At 69.3% G+C, this 17,545-nt stretch carries 16 protein-coding genes and 1 pseudogene; 6 read left to right on the forward strand and 11 right to left on the reverse strand.

From position 1 onward, the window contains the following. Positions 1-225: 225 nt before the first annotated feature. Positions 226-1,734 (reverse strand): DUF4246 domain-containing protein, encoded by a 1,509-nt coding sequence (locus ACFVZW_RS05570; RefSeq protein WP_384517127.1) that lies wholly within the window; start codon positions 1,732-1,734, stop codon positions 226-228. 593 nt (positions 1,735-2,327) lie between these two features. Between ACFVZW_RS05570 and ACFVZW_RS05575 the strand changes: the two genes are divergently transcribed. From ACFVZW_RS05575 to ACFVZW_RS05590, 4 genes are read left to right on the forward strand one after another with little or no spacing between them, the layout of a single operon-like run. Continuing rightward, positions 2,328-3,491: a hypothetical protein gene (locus ACFVZW_RS05575; protein WP_384517130.1), complete on the forward strand. Its 1,164-nt coding sequence runs from the start codon at positions 2,328-2,330 to the stop codon at positions 3,489-3,491. 11 nt (positions 3,492-3,502) lie between these two features. Beyond that, positions 3,503-4,744: a hypothetical protein gene (locus ACFVZW_RS05580; protein ID WP_384517133.1), complete on the forward strand. Its 1,242-nt coding sequence runs from the start codon at positions 3,503-3,505 to the stop codon at positions 4,742-4,744. 1 nt (position 4,745) lies between these two features. Further along, positions 4,746-7,703, forward strand: a complete 2,958-nt coding sequence (locus ACFVZW_RS05585) for a tetratricopeptide repeat protein (RefSeq protein WP_384517136.1) — start codon at positions 4,746-4,748, stop codon at positions 7,701-7,703. After that, complete coding sequence (locus tag ACFVZW_RS05590; RefSeq protein ID WP_384517138.1) at positions 7,700-8,440, forward strand: hypothetical protein; 741 nt, start codon at positions 7,700-7,702, stop codon at positions 8,438-8,440. Before ACFVZW_RS05585 ends, ACFVZW_RS05590 begins: the two co-directional genes overlap by 4 nt. Before the next feature lie 462 nt (positions 8,441-8,902). Here ACFVZW_RS05590 and ACFVZW_RS05595 read toward each other — a convergent pair whose 3' ends face one another. Next, entirely contained in the window at positions 8,903-9,226 is a 324-nt protein-coding gene (locus ACFVZW_RS05595) for a polysaccharide deacetylase family protein (protein WP_384517141.1), read from the reverse strand. A gap of 72 nt (positions 9,227-9,298) precedes the next feature. Further along, on the reverse strand, positions 9,299-9,547 hold the full coding sequence (locus tag ACFVZW_RS05600; RefSeq protein WP_384517144.1) for a hypothetical protein: 249 nt from the start codon (positions 9,545-9,547) through the stop codon (positions 9,299-9,301). 519 nt (positions 9,548-10,066) lie between these two features. Between ACFVZW_RS05600 and ACFVZW_RS05605 the strand changes: the two genes are divergently transcribed. Continuing rightward, positions 10,067-10,480, forward strand: a complete 414-nt coding sequence (locus tag ACFVZW_RS05605) for a VOC family protein (protein WP_384517146.1) — start codon at positions 10,067-10,069, stop codon at positions 10,478-10,480. A 989-nt stretch (positions 10,481-11,469) separates the two neighbouring features. Here ACFVZW_RS05605 and ACFVZW_RS05610 read toward each other — a convergent pair. From ACFVZW_RS05610 to ACFVZW_RS05640, 7 genes are all read right to left on the reverse strand, one after another. Continuing rightward, positions 11,470-11,844 (reverse strand): FKBP-type peptidyl-prolyl cis-trans isomerase, encoded by a 375-nt coding sequence (locus ACFVZW_RS05610; protein WP_384517149.1) that lies wholly within the window; start codon positions 11,842-11,844, stop codon positions 11,470-11,472. Positions 11,845-12,132: 288 nt separating this feature from the next. Beyond that, complete coding sequence (locus tag ACFVZW_RS05615; RefSeq protein WP_384517152.1) at positions 12,133-12,438, reverse strand: hypothetical protein; 306 nt, start codon at positions 12,436-12,438, stop codon at positions 12,133-12,135. 63 nt (positions 12,439-12,501) lie between these two features. Continuing rightward, positions 12,502-12,690: a hypothetical protein gene (locus ACFVZW_RS05620; protein ID WP_384517154.1), complete on the reverse strand. Its 189-nt coding sequence runs from the start codon at positions 12,688-12,690 to the stop codon at positions 12,502-12,504. 33 nt (positions 12,691-12,723) lie between these two features. Then, on the reverse strand, positions 12,724-12,930 hold the full coding sequence (locus tag ACFVZW_RS05625; protein ID WP_384517157.1) for a hypothetical protein: 207 nt from the start codon (positions 12,928-12,930) through the stop codon (positions 12,724-12,726). 93 nt (positions 12,931-13,023) lie between these two features. Continuing rightward, a complete protein-coding gene (locus tag ACFVZW_RS05630) occupies positions 13,024-13,212 on the reverse strand; it encodes a hypothetical protein (RefSeq protein ID WP_384517160.1) in 189 nt (62 codons plus the stop codon). 80 nt (positions 13,213-13,292) lie between these two features. Further along, the gene (locus ACFVZW_RS05635) at positions 13,293-13,499 is read right to left on the reverse strand and encodes a hypothetical protein (RefSeq protein WP_384517163.1); all 207 of its coding nucleotides are present in this window, start codon (positions 13,497-13,499) and stop codon (positions 13,293-13,295) included. A gap of 27 nt (positions 13,500-13,526) precedes the next feature. Then, the gene (locus tag ACFVZW_RS05640; protein WP_384517439.1) at positions 13,527-16,460 is read right to left on the reverse strand and encodes a S8 family serine peptidase; all 2,934 of its coding nucleotides are present in this window, start codon (positions 16,458-16,460) and stop codon (positions 13,527-13,529) included. A gap of 405 nt (positions 16,461-16,865) precedes the next feature. Here ACFVZW_RS05640 and ACFVZW_RS05645 point away from each other — a divergent pair, with 405 nt between their 5' ends. Then, complete coding sequence (locus ACFVZW_RS05645) at positions 16,866-17,192, forward strand: BTAD domain-containing putative transcriptional regulator (RefSeq protein WP_384517442.1); 327 nt, start codon at positions 16,866-16,868, stop codon at positions 17,190-17,192. On the opposite strand, the pseudogene ACFVZW_RS05650 reads toward ACFVZW_RS05645, so the two are convergent. Next, positions 17,183-17,284 (reverse strand): annotated as a pseudogene (locus ACFVZW_RS05650) (AAA family ATPase); the annotation flags it as partial. The gene ACFVZW_RS05645 and the pseudogene ACFVZW_RS05650 sit on opposite strands and share 10 nt — an antisense overlap. Positions 17,285-17,545 lie beyond the last annotated feature (261 nt).

Below are 17,545 nucleotides of genomic sequence, written 5' to 3' on the forward strand. Positions count from 1 at the left end.
GCGCTGCGACGCCGGCTGCCGCAGGGCGCCCCCAGCCTGGAGCTCAGGGTCGGCTTGCGGCGCCGGCTTCCCTCTACCGTACGAGCGCCACCGGTGACGTCGGCCCTGCCGGGGACGACTGGAGACCACCCGCCTTCGGGCCCGCGCAGCGTGGCCGGCGGACCGCGACGAGCGCGGCCGGCGGGCGGTCCGTGTCCCAACTCCGCCGGGCCGAAGGATGAGGATTCAGTGCTCGCAGAGGGAGAATTCTCGTTCGTAGAGCTGCTCATTGTGTTCGTCGACGAAGAACTTGCGCTCCTGCATGAGCTGTTCGCGGTAGTTCCTGGCCTGTTCGAGCGTCATGGTCGAGGTGTCGGACCATGGTTGTTGCGGTGACACATCGGATGTCGAGACGATCCTTTCCGACGGGTCGACCAGGAAGAACGCGAGAATCTTGCGATGTCCCGGGCGGGTGGTGTCCGTGAGGCGGAATGAGCCGACGCGGTGTTGCAGGACGTTCGGGAACGCCAGGCAGCGGCCCGCCGGGGTCGATGCCGACCCCAGTACCTGGTTCAGTGCGTCTTCGTCCTCCAGGCCGTAGACCTCACGCAGGCCGTTGTCGTCGTTCTGTTCGTAGTTCGGGTCGTCGAGCGCCGCCCGGAAACTCAGCCGGCTTTCGGTGATGTTCTCGCTGTCCCAGTAGTAGATGCCGGTAGAGACGATCCGTTCGTTCATCATCCCCTCGACGTGCCAGGAACCGCCGGGGTACTCCGGCTTGTCCGGGGTGAGATGAATGGTGGCGAGCTTGACGATGACCTGGAGACGGCTGCCGCGCAGGTCCACTCGGGCGGATGCGTCGGGCAACTCGGGCGGGGTGAAGGCCGGGGCGTCCGGGATGACCGGGCGGCGGTTCTCCCACCAGTCGTCCTGTGCCTGTTCCCACGTACGAACGGCTTCTGCGTAGGCCTCGTCATCGCTGTAGGAGGATTTGTCCGGATACTCCGGCTCCGAGTCGTACCACCCGTAGGGATCGGCCTCGATGCGCAGGGGCCGCGGATGGCGCAGATCGCTGAGCACGTTCTCCAGCAGCGGGCGCATGCGCGCGAACAAGTCCGGCAGGACGGAGGCCAGTTCGTGATGAGTCTCGGGGTGGACGTTGTTGACGTACGAACGGAAGGCGACATCGCCGTCGTCGCTGACCTCGACGTCCGTGGGCAGCCACTGGAACTTCTCCGAGAACTCGTGCTTCGAGTAGCGGTCCGTCGGGTTCTGCCAAGCCCGCTCGGGCGCGCCGCTCACGTCTCTCACCAGGCAGAACAGTGAGGGATGAACCAGATCCAGTACCTGACCGTCGGATCCGGGATGCCAGTCCCGTTCTGCTTCGGGGACCTGTTCCAGAACCTGAACCGCCTCGCGCAGCCGGGACCTGAGCTTGTCGTCGACCAGCGTGTCCGACTGCCACACCCCGTCGACGGCGGACACCTCGACGCCGGTCCGTCCGTCCCGCAGCGCGGCGTAATGCACGAGTTCGGCAAGCACGTAACGAACCTGCGCCTCGGTGAGGCCCTGTGCGACCGCTTCCTGCGTCCACCTGGCGACGACGTCAGCATCGTTCATCTTGTCGAACCAGCCCGGCTTCGCCCGAATGTGCGAGCTGCACTGCATCATCTGCAGTTCCCGGAGCGTTCGGGGTGTCGCGAACGATAGGGAACGGGATGCCTGAAAGGGCAGCGGGAAAGCAGACAGGCCAGTCAATTCTCTTGGTCCTCCGAGTCGGTGTGCGTGTGGCGGGAAGGTTACTTCAGCGGACTGACACCGCAGCCGTGGTCCCCGCCATCGATGCTCCGGGTGTGGTCCTCGCCGTGTGTGGCACACCGGGCCATCGGCGCGTTCGAGCCCAGGAGCCGGTGGGGAACGTCACCTGCCGGTGGAGCCGGGAGGTGAGCCACCTCGTGTGGAGGACGTCGGGTGCGCCCGCCAGGCTGCCAAGGACCGATCGGAACGAGCCTGGCGGGCGAAAGCCCGGTTCAGGCGCCGGCCAGGAACGGCGGGGAAGGGTTCGGTGGCGGCGTTGGTCCGCGACCGCGATCGGCCCGGATCCCGGTCTGTTCGGAGGCGTGATCGTGTGCTGTCGAGCGCGTCAGTGACCTGCGTACCGCACGCACGTTACGGCCGCAGTGGTGGCTTCCTCCGGCGGAGTCGTGAGCCGCGGCCCGGTGTAGTGCCCTGCTCAACGGTGCGCTGTTCAACGGATGCGCTGTTCAACGACCGATCGGGTCAGGACAAATCGACGAACCGTGCACACAATGGAGGTGGGCATAGGCCACAACCTGCGAGGTGACGGCGGCATGCTCGGAGGAGTCTCATCGGACCTGTCGGGTGGGCTCCTGCATGCACGCGTCGAATCGCTGATCGGCCGGATCGGCGCGGGCAGGACGAGCGTCCAGTCGATCGGGCCGGAGCTGCGCGGGCGCGTGGCGACGCGCTTGACGACGGCGTTCCACCTGCGTGGGGTCGAAGCCGCCAAGCTCCTCGCGGAGATCGAAGACGGCGGGGCGCCGGAAACAATGTGGACGGAGCTCTATCGCCTCCAGCTCGAACTCGACGAACTCTTCGAGGAGACCCTGTCCCTCGTGGAAGGCGCGGCCCTGCGCGCCGCCAGCCTCGATGACGGGTACTGCCAACTGGCCGACGCCCTGCTGGACGAGATCGGCGGGAAGACCCCGGTCGCGTGGGACTCGTTCACGGTGCTCGGTACGGAGGAGATCTTCGCGCGGTCCACACGGGTGATCCGTGTCCGCTTTCCGGGTAGGTCGTTCTGGGACCTTCCGGTGGTCGCGCACGAGTACGGGCACTTCGCCGGTCCCGCCGTGACGGTCGACGGGGGCGTGCGAACCGTCCACCCCCTCGAGGACCTGCTCGACGGCGCTCTGGAGGGGTCGTCCGGCGCGACCTGGCCATGGCTGCACGAGCTGTTCGCCGATGCTTTCGCAAGCTTTGTTCTCGGTCCGGCGTACGGCCTGGCCTGCGCGTTCGACCGGTTCGACCCGGCTGTGGCCCGAAACGGCACCGAAACCCACCCCGCCCCCAACATCCGAATGGCGGCGATCGGGGCCGCGCTGGACCGACTCAACCGGGACCATCGCTACGACTACGCGCTCCACACCATGCGCACGGCGTGGAACTCGGGTACGGCCGATGCGGGTACTGGGGGCGAGGAGGGTCTGACCGAGCCGTTCGGCAGCTGGCTGGACGCCTGTATGAACTTCATGTCCGGACACCTTCCGGAGGCCGGCTACGGCGGTTGGTGGACGGCGCAAGAGCTGGCGCACCACTTCGGCGAAGACGAGCAGGAGGGGCCGGAGCACCACGGGAGCGGTCCCGAGGGTGCATACCGGATATGCGACATCGTCAACGCCGGCTGGCTCGCTCGTATCGACGCGGCCGACGCCAGGGCCCGGCTTCGTATCGCGCGACAGGCCAGGAAGCTGGCTGAGTTCAGTGTTTCGTAGGAGGTGATCTGATGCCCCCGTCGATTCTGGAAGAACGCATCGCCTCTCTCCGGCGCAATCTGAAGAGGGCGAACGCAGCCTCCGAGCAGCAACTGGAGTTCGCCCACATCACGGTGGAGGAGGAGCCCTGGATCAGGGCGTTCAACGAGATCCGCAGGAACTCGGCGACCGACCTGAAGATGCTTGAGGCCCTCGTCGCCAAGGTCGACGGCGGGAACATCGATCCGAGTCAGGCCTGGCAGTCGTACTCCGAGATCGAATGCCTGAGCGAGGAGGTGTTTCGCGAATGCCTGGAGGTGCTGGGCGGTCTGGTCTTCCGTGACATGAGGCTGGATGAGCAGATCTGTCTGTTCGCGGACGAATTGATCAAGGAGTGTGCCAAGAGCGTCGGGAAGATGCCCACGATCGTCATCCCCTCGCCCGACCGCGTACCGCCTGTGGACATGCGCCGTATCGCCCACATTCGGTTCCCCGAATGGGATGTCTGGACCTTGCCGCTCGTCGCGCACGAGTACGGGCGCGTGGCGATCGTCGAAACGGAACAGGCGAACGAATTCGCCACTGAGACCGCGCACGAGGCATACCTCGGCCTCGCGGGCGGCCGGGCGGTCACGCCGGAGGCCGTCGAACAGCGGGTCCGCGTGCTGCTGGCGGACGCCTTCGCCGCCTTCACGAACGGCCCTGCCTACGCCTGTGCGCTCATGCTGCTGCGGCTCGACATGGTTGCCCCGTCTTTGGCGTCCCGCGAGCTCGTACGCCAGCGCGCCGACATGGTCAGGGGGGTGATCGACGCACTCGACACCCAGGGCCTGATCAAGGCCCAGATCCACCAGGAATTGGCGAACTGCTGGGAGCAGGCCATCGAGTCGCTGCCTCCCGCCGACCCCGAAGAGGTCGATCCATTGGGCACTCTCGCTCTGGAGCCGGCGGATGTATTCGCCGCTCTGAAGCAGGCCTTCTACCCGGGCGCCGCGTACACCCCTGCGCACTGGAGCAACGCGATGCGCTGGGGGTCGGACTGGCTGGCGCAGCTGGACAGGGGAGAGAGACCTGCCCGCCCCGGCGATGTGCTGAAGACGCATCGCTTGCGGGACGCGCTCCACGCGTCCTGGTACGTACGGATCCAGCGGCCCGAGTGGGTAACGGAGGGCGCCGGCGTGACCCGGGAGTTGTGCCAGAAGATCATCGATGGACGTGGCTGGGGTGGGCCGGGGCCTGTGCGCGGCGAGTCCCGCCCGCCGGGAGGTGGTTGAAGTGACCACGGTCAGCCCCTGGGGCTTCAAGGGCACTCTGGTAGGCCAGCTGTCATCGGAGCTGGCCACAGCGCGCGAGGCGCTCAGATCCGGCAGGGCCGAGGACGGCGCGAGGATCGCGACGCGCCTGGTGACGGAGATCGCCACCGGGAACGCGAGGGCCGACGACGCAGAGGACCAGCAGCGCCTCGAACTGATCCACGCATCCGCGCTGACCACCCTCGGGCGGGCGGAACAGGAGGTGTCTCGGCCGGAGGGCCTACCCCGGTTCGAGGACGCGGTACGGATCTTCAGCCGCGCGGTGCTTGCCGGGGCGGAGCTGCGGCGCGACGAATTCGCCGACTACGGCACGGCGCTCGGTGAACTGGGCAGGCTGGAGGAGGCGGAGCAGTTCGTCACTCAGGCACTGGAACAGGACGCACCCGTACCTGCGGAGGTGGTCCTGGACCTCGCCGACCTGCTGAGCCGACGCTCCGAACATGCGGAGGCGGACCGACTCCTGAACCTCGCGCTTGACGCCGGGGCCGAACATCCGGGGATCGCCGAGCGGCTCGCCCGGCGCCTGGGCGAGGCAGGCCAGCCGGACAAGGCCGCGGAGGCGTTCGCCCAGGCCGGCATGTGGTACGGAGCCGGCGGAACACCCGGCGAGGCTCTCAGATGCTTCGACCTGGCCCTCGGCCTGGCATCCGACCACATCGGAGCGATGGTCGGCCGGAGTTACGCCCTGTACGACCTCGGGCGGTGCGAGGAAGCGCTCGCGGCCGTCGAGCAGGCGCTGGAACGCCATCCGGAATCCGCCGAGGCGCGCGCGTACACGGCGCAGCTCCTCGGCTCACTGGGACGGGGCGAGGAGGCGCTCCGCCTGTTGGAGGACGGATTCGCACTCTCCGGGGAGGTACCGGAACTGCGTGCCGCGCTGGCCCACGTGCTGCTGTCCACGGGCAGGCCGCAGGAGGCCCTCACAGCCACGGACGGATTGCTCGCCGAACTGCCGACCCATGTCGAGCTGCGCAGGCTTAAGGCGCGGATCCTGCGCAACCTCGGTCGTCCGGAAGGTGCGATAGAGATCCTCAGCGGGCTCCTCGCCGAGAATCTGGCCACGACGGGCGACCGGCTCGACGTGATCGACACGGTGATCGGCATGGGCGAGTCCGAACGGGCCCTCACCGAGACGGAACACGCCCTGCTCTTCGTGCCGGAGAACGCTGCCCTGCTCGGGCGCCGCGCGCTGATCCTGGTGCTCCTCGAGCGGTTCGACGAGGCTCTCGACGCGGCGCTGCATGCGACCGCGCTGGACCCCACCGACCCGGTGCCCCTCCACGCCCGGACGGCGGCGCTGATCGCACTGGGGCGGGCCGAGGAGGCTGTGGGACCGCTCCGGCAACTCCTGAGCCTGGGCACGGACTCCCTGGACACCAGACGACAGCTCACCGAGCTCCTCGTCGATCTGGGGCAGCTCGACGAGGCGGACCTCCTGGTCCAGGCGGGACTGCGGATCCACGGAGAGGATCCCGCTCTGCTGAGGTCACAGGGGCACATCGCCATCCTGCGCGGGGCCTACGACGAGGCGCTGACACCTCTTGAGACGGCAGCCCGGCGACTGGACGAGGCCGCCGAGGGGGAAGCCGACGACGACACGGTGGTGGACGTGCACCTCTGGTGGGGTGAGGCGCTGCGCCAACTCGGACGGAACGCGGAAGCCCGCTCCTCCCTGGAGCGCGCCCTCGCACTCCGCCCGGACAGCGGCTGGCTCCTGGGCACCCTGGGGCAGGTGCTGCGGGCGTCGGACCGTGGAATCGCCGAAGAGACGCTGCGCCGGGCCGTCAGCAGTGAGGACAGTCCCACCTTCGCCCACGTCGAACTCGGAGAGCTGCTCCGGGAGGAGGGCCGGCTCGCCGAATCGCGGGACGTGCTCGCCGGAGGCACCGATCGGTGGCCCGCCGACGCATGGCTCTGGGGGAGCCTCAGCGCCACCGAGTACCTGCTCCAGAACTACGACGCGGCGCTCGCGTCCTGCGACAAGGCGCTGTCCCGCAACAGCGCCTACCCCTGGGCATGGGTGCTCAAGGGGTCCGTACTCATGGACACCGACGAACTCGGCCGGGCCATCGAGGCTTTCGACGCCGCTCTGGAGCTGGAACCGGCCAATGGCTGGCCGTGGATGCTTCGTGGCTGGACCCTGGAGATGCTGGGGCGGCGGGAGGACGCGCGCCGGAGCTTCCGGAATGCGGTGGACGGCGGCGCGGACGCCTGGGCGTCGATCGGGCTGGCCGACCTGCGGCTCCAGGAAGGAGGGTTCGAGGAGGCACGACGCGGCTTCGAGCAGGTCCTGTCCACCCTGCCCGGAGTCGACGCCTCCGAGCTGTCCCAGATCGGCTGGTGCCACCTGCGGCTGGACGCCTGCGAGCAGGCCGCGCGCGAGTTCGGCGAAGCCCTGCTCCTCGAGGAGTCCTTCAGCCCCGTCCAGTTCGACCTGGCACTCGCACTGCTGGGCATGGAGCCGGTCGAGCGTGCCGTGGACGCCTACGCCGAGGCCGTCGTGGCCGTGCGCGGCGTCCCGCATCCCGGCCGCAGGAGCTTCCTGCTGCACGTGGCCGAGCACGATCTGGACGTCGTACAGACCCAGCCGAGTTTCCAGAAGGTCGACCCCGAGTTCCTGGACCTGATCCGGTGGATGCTGCGGCGCGACGGACCGGCCGTACCGGGATGGAGGGAAGACATGGAAGGCAAGCTGACGCCGGAGAAGTACCACTGTGCCGTGCACGAGACCGATCTCACGGACAAGGTCGTCGAGTGCCTGTCCAGCGACCCGGTGAGGGTGGTCAACTTCGGCTTCTCCGTACGACGGCGCGGGGGCGCGCGGAAGGACAAGCCGTTCACCGTCGTGGTGCGGTGTCCCGGCTCCGGTACGGGCCAGGACGCGCACGACCACGAGTTCAAAGGAGTTGTCGTGTCATGACCGGCGCGACCGGCTCGGATGCGCCGCCGCAAGCCATGGTGTCGGCCGACACAAGGCGCTGGCAGCGGGCCGCGGCGGCGCTCGAACCCGAGCACACGCTGACCAAGATCGCGACCAATGCGAAATTCGTCCTGACGTCCATCACCCTGCTCGGCACCGCGATCTCCGCGGCCGGTCTCGTGTCGATCACCCGGCTGACGCAACGGCCGGAACTGCTCGCGCTCACCGTGTTCGCGTTCGTCCTTTCGCTGGGCGCGGTGCTGTTGGCTCTGTGGACGCTCGTGTTGCGCAGCCGCGAGGTCAACCTGGACGACCTGGAGGACGTCAAGGCCTGGTACGAGGAGGAGTTCGGCCACGCGGTGCGGGTGGCCGCAGCGGGATGGCTGCTCTGCGCGGGCGTCCTGCTGGCCGGCGTGGCGGCCGTGATCGCCGCCGTCGTGGCGGCTCCGTCGTACCAGGTCGCCCTGCAGAGTGCCGGGTCCGATGGCAAGCACAGCATCACGGCGTCCGCGTCCGCGACCGGCGCCGGCCAGGACTCGGTCCTGACCGTCACCGTCACTGGCACGGACGCGTCCGGCGCTGAGACGGTGCTGATCCGCAGCAGCAGCACGGCCGACGCCGACGGTGCGGCCAAGGTCAAGGCCTCCGTCGACACCGACCGGGCCTTCGCGTCCTACGCGATCGTGTTGACCGACGACGACAAGCAGAAGGCGGCCCTGACCGTTCGCGCGCCCTGACGCCCGCCCGCCATCGGCCAGTCCTCCTGGAACTGGCGCGGCAGGGCACCGCAGGCGGCGGCTGACTCGGATTCCGCCGGAGGCCGGCACCGGACCGTTCGTGTGGCGTACGCACGAGATCGCCGAGCTCGTCTCGGCGCTGGGAAACCAGCCGTTGGTCCCCGGTCGGGGTCGGGGTCGGCGGCGTCGGCGTCGACACAGCAGTCCCACGGGCTGAGCCACAATCCGGCCCGTGTGCGGCCCGGAACTGCTGGTCAGGACCGGGACGGGTGTGATGGACCGGAGAAGAGGCGTACTTCGACGCCTCCCCGATGGGCCAAGCTGCAGGCGGCTGGTCCGTGTAGGGCCGGATCGTGGTCGGCACGGAGCGGCCGGTGGACGTCTGCCGGCACCACCCGAAGGTAGTTCCTGCGTCGACGAGGTACGTGAGCATGTCGTCCGCGGTCGTGAACCCATGGACGATCAAGAACGTGAAGTCGTTCGCCTCAAGGCTGTACGGCACCACGAGGTGCGGCCGGCCGGCTGTCTCCACGTAGAAGGGCAGATCGTCCGAGTAGTCGTCGGGTTGTCGAGGAAACCGCCTTCCTCGACGACGAGGTGCCGTGTCGCGGAACTTGTCCGGCCGGTGTACCAGCCGACGGGCCGGCGTCCGACGAGTCGCTCGATCGTGGCGGCCGTGCGCCCGATATCGGCGCGCTCGACGTCCTCGGGAACGGCGCGGTCGTCGATCCAGCGCCAGCCGTGCCCTGCCACCTCCCAGCCGGCGGCGTCCATCGCGCGCGGCATCCGGATTGCGCTCCAGGGCCTGTCCGACGGCGTAGACGGTGAGTGGCACGTACCGAGTGTGCGATGAATGCGTCAGAACCCGGCGCGCGAGCAGTAGGCGAACATCGCCCCGACGTTCAGATCACGTCCGCCGACCACCGGCGGCGCACCGACGACCTCGTGCAGGAACCCCTCCGAGGCGCGGTCGCCGTCAAGGACGCTAGGCTCGCCGCCCTCCTCGTAGTCGAGAACAAGACTGACGGCGACGCGAGCGCCACCGGGCCAGGCGGCAGGAGGCGGCTCGGCGCCGTAGCCGACGAGGTCGCGCTGGTGCTCGGACACGGGCGGCACCCTATCGGTGATCGACGACCGTCCGGACGACGCGCTGCGACGCCACTCCGGGACCCACGCGTCTGGTCGCTCCGCACCGCTTCACCCGCCGGCCGATGACAGCCCACCCTGCCGGGCACGGCCGCGCATGCGCCTCACGGAGGTTCCGGAGAAGGCCGGCGGGGAACATGACGCTCCGGATCGTGGAGTCGCGGTACGTCGACGTCGTCGCCCCGGTATTGGCGAGCCCTCGTGCCGCACTCGATGTATGTGCCCCAGCTGTCCGTCGTTCTCGCTTGCTCAACGCACTTCGGGACGCCGAACATCCCAGGGTTCATCGGCGAGTTCGAATCCCGGAGGGGCGGTCCGGGCCTGGCCGGAGGGGCGGGTGTCGTGCCGGCGAGACCGTGCTTGGTTGCGTGGAACGTCATGTGCCGACCGGATGAGAGGCCGGAACTCACGGCTCGTCCGATTTCGACCGTTCTGCCCCTATGATGCCCGTGCCATCCCATTGTTCTGAAGGAGTATCTCGTGGCATCTCGTCTCAACCCGTACATCAGCTTCTCCGGCGATGCGCGGCAGGCCATGGAGTTCTACAAGAGCGTCCTGGGCGGTGATCTCAGGCTCAGCGGTTACGGCGAGTTCGGCTCCGAGGTGCCGCCTGGATACGACGACAAGATCATGCACGGCATGCTCGAGACCTCCGGCGGATTGACGCTGATGGGCGCCGACGTGCCGCCGGGCATGGAGCACAAGGCCGGGACCAACTTCGCGGTGAGTCTGAGCGGCGACGACGCGGACGAGCTCAGGGGCTACTGGGAGAAGCTGTCCGCCGAAGGCGCCGTCTCCGTACCCCTGGAGAAGCAGATGTGGGGCGACGTGTTCGGAATGTGTACGGACAAGTTCGGCATCACGTGGATGGTCAACATCAGCGAGCAGGTCTGACCGCGCTCCCGGCTCAGTGAGAACGGAAGACTCGGCCGCCCCATCCACCTTGGAGCGGCCGAGCCGGTGGTGCGCCACCTGCTGTGCGAGCCGGATGATCCCGCGCCGCCATCCGGGCCGTGTCCCGGTGTCTGCGGAGTCACGGTCGCGAGGCGACGTCCGTGACCGTGACGCCACGCCCGCCTCGTCCGGGAGGTTGGACCGGCGCTGTGGCCGGCATCGCGACGAGAGGAGCGGCCACGGGTCACTAGGTGGTGCTCCACCCGGCTGTGCCGGAGTACGACACATGGGCGGATCGAGTGCGGCGACTTCTCTGCCTGTGCGGTGCTTGTGTGCGTTGTCGGGTGCGTAGAGCAGCGCCTCGGCCCAGACGAGGTCGTCGGTGTACGGGACGAACCGCTGTGGATCTCGAAGTACGCTCTCGTGCTCTCCACGGCCGGCGACGACCGCGGCACGGGTGGAGAGGAACTGAGCGCTCGACAGATTGTCGCCGTACCGCGGTCCCGTCTGGACAAAGCCCAGGAGAGCTGCTCTGCGGACCTGGTCACCTTGGATACACGGCTGTTCGCCAGCCGGGCGTCAGGGCAGCGGCGATCTTGTCGCCCTGGACCGGCCTTCCGCGGAGGAGTCGCAATCCTGCGCGGCCGAACATCTGGCGACCGAGCGCGGCGACGGCGGCCGGTCCGGCACGGGCCGTGCGATGTCATGTGAAGTGCAGGTAGGCACGGAGGCGCACGTAGCTCCTTTGGCAGCCGAGGGGCACGATCTCTCCCCCCGCACACAGCTCCGGTCGTCGAGGCAGGGCCTTCACTCGTCCAGGACGGACGACCGCTTCCGCACTGGTCGGTGCAGCGCCGGCCCTCGGGTACGGCAGTGGCTTGCCCAGCCCTGCGCAGGGAGCCTTGAGCCGGCCCGGCCTCATGGGAAGTTTCACTGGCGGAACGGACAACCCCCCGCCCACGACCGTGCCGGTGAGCAGCCGGCCTGGCTCAGACTGAGAGCAGGTCCACCACGAAGACCAGGGTCGAGCCCGCCGGGATCAACGGCGAGGGCGACTGCTTGCCGTAGCCGAGACGCGGGGGAACGATGATCTCGCGCCGGCCGCCGACCTTCATCCCCCTCACCCCCCGGTCCCAGCCCTTGATGACCCTGCCACCGCCCAGGGCGAACTTGAACGGCTGGCCCCGGTCCCAGGAGGCGTCGAACTCCTTCCCGGACTCGAAAGTGACGCCGACATAGTGAACCCTGACCACCATGCCGGGCTTCGCCTCGGCCCCGTCCCCGACGACCAGGTCCCGGATGGTCAGCTCGGTGGGAGCATCACCCTCCGGAACGTCGACCTCAGGCTTCGTCAGTTCGCTCATCGCAGCCTCATCCCTCTCCGCCGGAAGCCCTCGCACGGACCAGCCGGACACATGGACACTCCATGCGGCAGATGATCACGCTATCGAGAATGCCGACTCCCGGAGCACATCAGCTCCAGCGGAGCGCGTCGCTCAGCCGGCATCCCGTACCGGCCTCCTCGTCCGCCATCGCTCGGGGCGATGCGCCAAGCGCTCGAGCGCTGCTGGCGGCACGCTTCAGGCCGGGCATGTCTCTCCCCGGCCGTCGTCGCGCAGGGCGGACGGCCGGGGAGAGCCAGGGGTTTCCTCCTAGAGGGTGCCGTGCCAGGTGCAGGCGTCAGCCCCTTCACCTGGCGGGCAGTTCCACCCGCGGGCGTCCGGGCCGGCCCAGGGCGGGTCGTTGACGTCGGAGCCGAAGGTGGACTTGGGCGGGGGCTCTTCCATCAGATACCCCGCCTTCTCTGTCTTGGGATCCTCCTCGGTGGTGTAGTAGTAGACGCGTACGGCCTTCAGGAAAGGCCGGTACGTGTCCCAGCGGCGCTCCACTGCCCCGAGCACGGGCAGATTGAGCCCTGTGCCGGCGGGCGTGGCGGCCGCTTGGTACGTGTCGTTCATGCCGCCGTCCTTTCGGGCCTGGCCGGGGCCGCGGCACAGCCGCGGGCGCCCGGGGTGCGGCCCTCACTTGAAGAAGGCGCCGATCGCCTTCGTGGCCAGGGGCAGCAGCCAGGCGAAGTCCGCCTCGACGCCGCCCCCGTTCTCAGAGCCGGCGGCATGGGGGGCCGGCCGGGTGCGATCGACGGCCGGTGCCTGGACAGGCGCGCGCACGACGGCCGCCGGGGCCGTGTGCTGGGGAACGTCCTTGTTCATGTCCGTGTCCTTTCAGAACAGTGCGCCGTGGTGCTAGGCCCGGCGGGAGAGCCAGGCGTCCAGCATTCCTTTGGCTCCGTGGCCGATCAGCTCCCAGGGCATCTCCCAGCTCGCCTCGACGCCCCGCAAGCCGGCGCCGGCGCGTGCCGGGGCCGCGGGGCTCCGGTCGACCGCGGGCGTCTGCAGGGGAGGCCGGGGGGCGGCCGGCGACGGGGCTGTGTGCGGGATTTCGCTGTTCATCGCGGTGTCCTTTCGAAGAAAGGTTCGTGCAGCGGTGGCCGGGGCGCCTGGGCGCGGGCCACCGCTGCCGCGAGGGGTGCTACAAGGTGACCTCTAGAAGAGGACCTTCTTCGCGATGTTCCAGACGTCACCCAGGCCGAAGTTGGCCTGGACGCCGTCGGTCCCTTCACCAGCGTTCTTGGGGCCGGTCGGGCTGCGGTCGATGGCGGGAGTCTGGAACGGCGTCTGCGGAGCGCCGGCCGGAGCCGGCCGCTCGTCGTACTGCGTGAACGACTCGTTCATCTTTCTCACCTTTCACCTGGTGACGATCCGGCGAGCGGTTGCCGCCGGACGGCTTGTGTTGCCCGGCGCCACGGCGTGTGTCACAGCGCCTGTGACCGCTGCGCGTAGCACATCTGCCGGGCAGGTCCCCACAGGTCCGCGCAGCCCGAGCGTGCTGCCTGGACGCCGTGGTCCGGCTGCTGCTGCGGCTGCCGCGACTGGTCGCGGCAGACCGGCGGCGCTTGCGGCGGGAAGGAGGCGGGCACGAGGGCGGGAAGCCGGGGGGTGGGGTTGGCGGTCGTGTCCATGAGGAGCTCCTCGGTGTGGGGCGGCGGTTACACGCCGCCGATGAAGGTGTGGACCGGAGCGAGGCTGACCGGTACTTCGTCGCTCACGTCGAACGTGAACAGGTACGACACCGGAGCGCGCTGGTCGTTCTCGGGGTCGAAGAAGGTCAGGACGACGTCCTGGCAGTCAGAACCGGTACGACAGAAGGGGCTTGGGGTCACGCTGACGGTGTCCAGCGAGTAGAAGTTGTTGCCGCTGCCGGGGACGTGCTCGGCGGAGAGGATGCCGTCCTGGATCTGGGCGCCGACCACGAACGCGTTGGTGCCGGCGGCGTTGAGCGCGCGGTCGGCGGAACTCCGTCCGAGGTTGCGGAACTTCCAGTAGATCTTGTCCAGCAGGGCGCGGATCGTCTTCTTGAGGAACTCGCCCTTCTTGCCGTCGAACTCGTTGCGGACCTCCGCCTCGGCGGCGTCCTGGGCCGCCGCGGAAGCCTCGTCTGTCAGGCCGTTGCTCTCGGCCTCCTCGGCTGCCTGCCGACGCGCCTCCCTCACGCGGGTGGCGACCACCGCGGCGTACACCGCGTTGACCAGCAGCGTCTCGTTCCACGTGAACAGTCCACGGCTCTTGACCTCCACCACGGGCAGCACTTCGCCCGAGAACAATCGGACGGTGCGGTCCGTGAGGACCCCGGGTATCGAGACCCGCGAGATGTAGTCGATGTCCTTCTGGTTCTTGGACTGCCCCAGCAGGGCGTCGCGGAAGGTGCGGTAGACGTAGGAGACCGGTGGGTAGGCGAGGGTCTCGAGGATCTGGGCGAGGAGCCCCGCGGTGTCGGCCCCGGCGTCCTTCCCGACGCCCTTGGCGGCGTTCTCCGCGAGCTTCTGCACCTTCTCCTTGGACGCCTTGGGGTCGGTGATGATGGGCCGGGTCCAGTCCATGCCCACCGGCATCTCCGCCTCCAGGGCGTAGATCGGGGTGGCGTCCATGTTGAGCGTCCAGATCAGCTTGTCGGAGGCCCACGGGTTCTTGCTCAGGTAGGCATGCAGCTGCTTGGGGTCGTAGACATTCGGCTGGGTCTCCGTCTCCGGCTGATCTCCCTTGGCATCGACGACGATGTTCGGCATCAGCTGGCGGAAGCTGTCGCGACGTGCCTCGGTCTGGAAGTCGAACCCGATGGTGCCGATCGCGTAGATCAGCTGCCGCCCCGGCGCCGGGGCCGTCGGGTGGCCGCTCCCGCTGGGACGACCGCCCGCTTCTGCGCACGTACCGCCGCACCCCGCACATGACGGGCACACGCCCGTGGGCGTCGCAGAGGCGGCGGGCTGCGCGGCGGTGGAAGGAGCGGCAGGCGCGGCCGGTGCGACGGGTGCGGCGGTGGGCACAGCTCCGGCGGCGGCCTGCACACCAGCCGTCATATCGGCCTGGGCCGCACCCTGCGTCGCCCTGGACGCTGCCGGCGGGTAGGGAGGGGGAGCGGGCAGCGCTTCCGGCGCTGTGGATACCGCAGCCGGCCAAGGCGCGGTGACCGGCACTCCATCGGTTCCCGCGGTCTGTGCGAATCCGCCGCCCGGCACACCCTCCGCCCACGCCGCGCCCGCCGGGTCCTGAGCCCCGGCCGGAATCGCAGGCGCGGCCGTGGGCATGGCTGCGGGCGTGGTCGTGCGCGCGTCTGTGGGCGTGGTCTCGGGAGGCTGGGAGGCCTGCGCGTGTACGGCATTTGTGTCCATGACGATGGCTCCTTCTCTCGGTTCGGCGTGAGTCGTCCCCCGGCCGGCCGGGGCCGGTCCGCCTGCCTGGTCGACCAGGGCGAAGGCGCCGGCGGCATTCAGCAGGCCGCGAAGCAGCCTGCGGCACTCGGTTGCGTCGTCGGGGCCGCAGGGCGGGCGGAGCGCCGACTCCAGGACGGCGCGGCCCGCCGCGATCGGGTCGGCCGCACGCCCCATGGCCAGCTGCCTGGCCACCAGCAGCGCCACGACCCCGGTCACCGCCGGGGCGGCGAAGCTGCTGCCGGTCAGCGAGGCGAGTCCGCCGTCGGGTGCGGCTCCCTGGATGTCCTGGCCTGGCGCCAGCACCCCGTTCAGCCGGTAGGCGGCGCCCCAATTGTTGATGCCGAGCGGCACCCCGGTGGCGTCGGCCGCTCCCACGGCGACCACGGACGGCGTGGCGGCGGGCGCCTGCAGACAGTCGCACCCGTCGTTCCCGACCGCCGCGACCACCAGCACCCCTTTGTCTTCGCACAGCCGAAGCGCCCGTTCGAGCATGCTGTTCGGGGTGCCTGCGGGGGTGCGTTCCCCGCCGCTGATGTTGATGACGTGGGCGCCGGCTTCCACGGCTTGCTCCACGGCCCGGGCCAGGTCCAGCTGGGGCACGCGGGTCACCCGGCCGTCGGGGGACTCCCGGAAGACCGGCAGCAGCAGGCCGGTGCAGCGCGGCACAAGGCCCGTCACCGAACAGGCGGGCTGTCCGAAGAGCAGGCTCGTGACGTGGGTGCCGTGGAGCGACATCGGACCGGGCCCGGCCGGGTCGGACACCAGGGTGGGCATACGGGTCAGGTTCGCTCCCGCGAAACAGGGATGTTCCACATCCACGGGGCCGTCGAGCACCGCCACACGTACCTCGGGGCTCCCAAGGAGCTCGCCGTGTCCGGCGATCCCGCGTACCACCGACCGGATGTCCATCCTGAACCTCCGCGATCTGCGACATCCCGGCGTACGCCGGGATGGGTCCGTCGTGGCCCGGCCAACCCGTACACGGCGTACCGCGCCACGACAGAAGGTGTCCCACCAGCGCATTGCGGAGACGTTGCTCTTCCCGGCGCGGCGCGTTCGCGAGCCGTCGCCGAAACGTTCGGCGCGCGTCGCACCACTCGGGGGCGAAACGTTTCTGCATCGTGAATGCGGCGCATCCCACGCCTCACCGGACCGGCACAAACGCGCCGCGACGCGCAACCGACCCGCACATTCCACCGGTTGCAGCCGCATAGGGCCTCGCGCACAGTGAAAAGCGTGTCGCAGCGAGCACGACTCGAACTCCTTCGCCCCCTCCAAATCACCTGCGGGGGGCGGCGCGTCACTGTCTCCGCCGCGGCTCAGCGCCTCCTGGCCTTCCTGGCGCTGCACCGCGACGGCGCACACCGACGTGACGCAGCCGAACAGCTGTGGCCCGACTGCACCCCATGCCGAGCGGCCGCCAACCTGCGATCCGCCCTTTGCCAGGGCAGGAAACTCGCAACGACACCCGTCATCGACAGCGCGGACCACACGCTGGCCCTCTCACCCTCCCTCGCCGTCGACTTCCACGACGCGTGGGACGCCGCCCACCTCCTCGTGTCCGGCGACGATCCACCCCCCGGCACCGACCAGCTCGTCACAGACCTCAGCCAGGTCATGCTCCCGGGCTGGGACGACGAATGGCTGCTCCTCGAACGCGAACGCTGGGACCAGCTACGGCTCTACGCCCTGGAAGCACTCGCCCAGCGCTTCCAGTCTGAAGGCCGCCACCTGTCGGCGCTGCAGACCTCTCTCGTCGCCGCCTCCATCGACCCGTACCGTGAGACCCCCCACCGCATCGCCGTCGAGGTACATCTGGCCGAGGGCAACCCTGCCTGTGCCGTCAAGCGCTACCACGACTACCGGCGCCTGCTCCAGGCGGAGTTGAAGGTTGCCCCGTCCGACCGGCTGACCCGCCTCGTCCGCGACCTGACGCGGACGTAGACGCCCCCGCATGCCCGCCCGTTCGTCAGCCGGCCTGCGGCCTCGGCGGCCTTGAGGTTGCGGACCATGTCGTCGAGGCTGGTGAAGTAGATCGGCGTCTCGCCCTGGTGTTCCCCCACCGCGCCCCCTTTGATGGGGGCGCCGGTGGCGGCTCGGTGCGGGCGCCGGCCGCGTGCTGATGGGCCCGCTCTATCGACGGCCGGGCCGGTGGATGATCGGCTGGGCGGAGGAAGTGTCGGCGGCTCGCGGCATCGGGGTGATAGTGGTGCGGCCGTGGGGGAGGGACTACTGGTGCGAGTGGCGAGGGCAGTATCGCTGTGTGGACGCAAGCGGCCAGTCTCTGCGGCACACTG

This window comes from Streptomyces sp. NPDC059567, from assembly GCF_042735655.1.
Classification (GTDB): Bacteria; Actinomycetota; Actinomycetes; order Streptomycetales; family Streptomycetaceae; genus Streptomyces.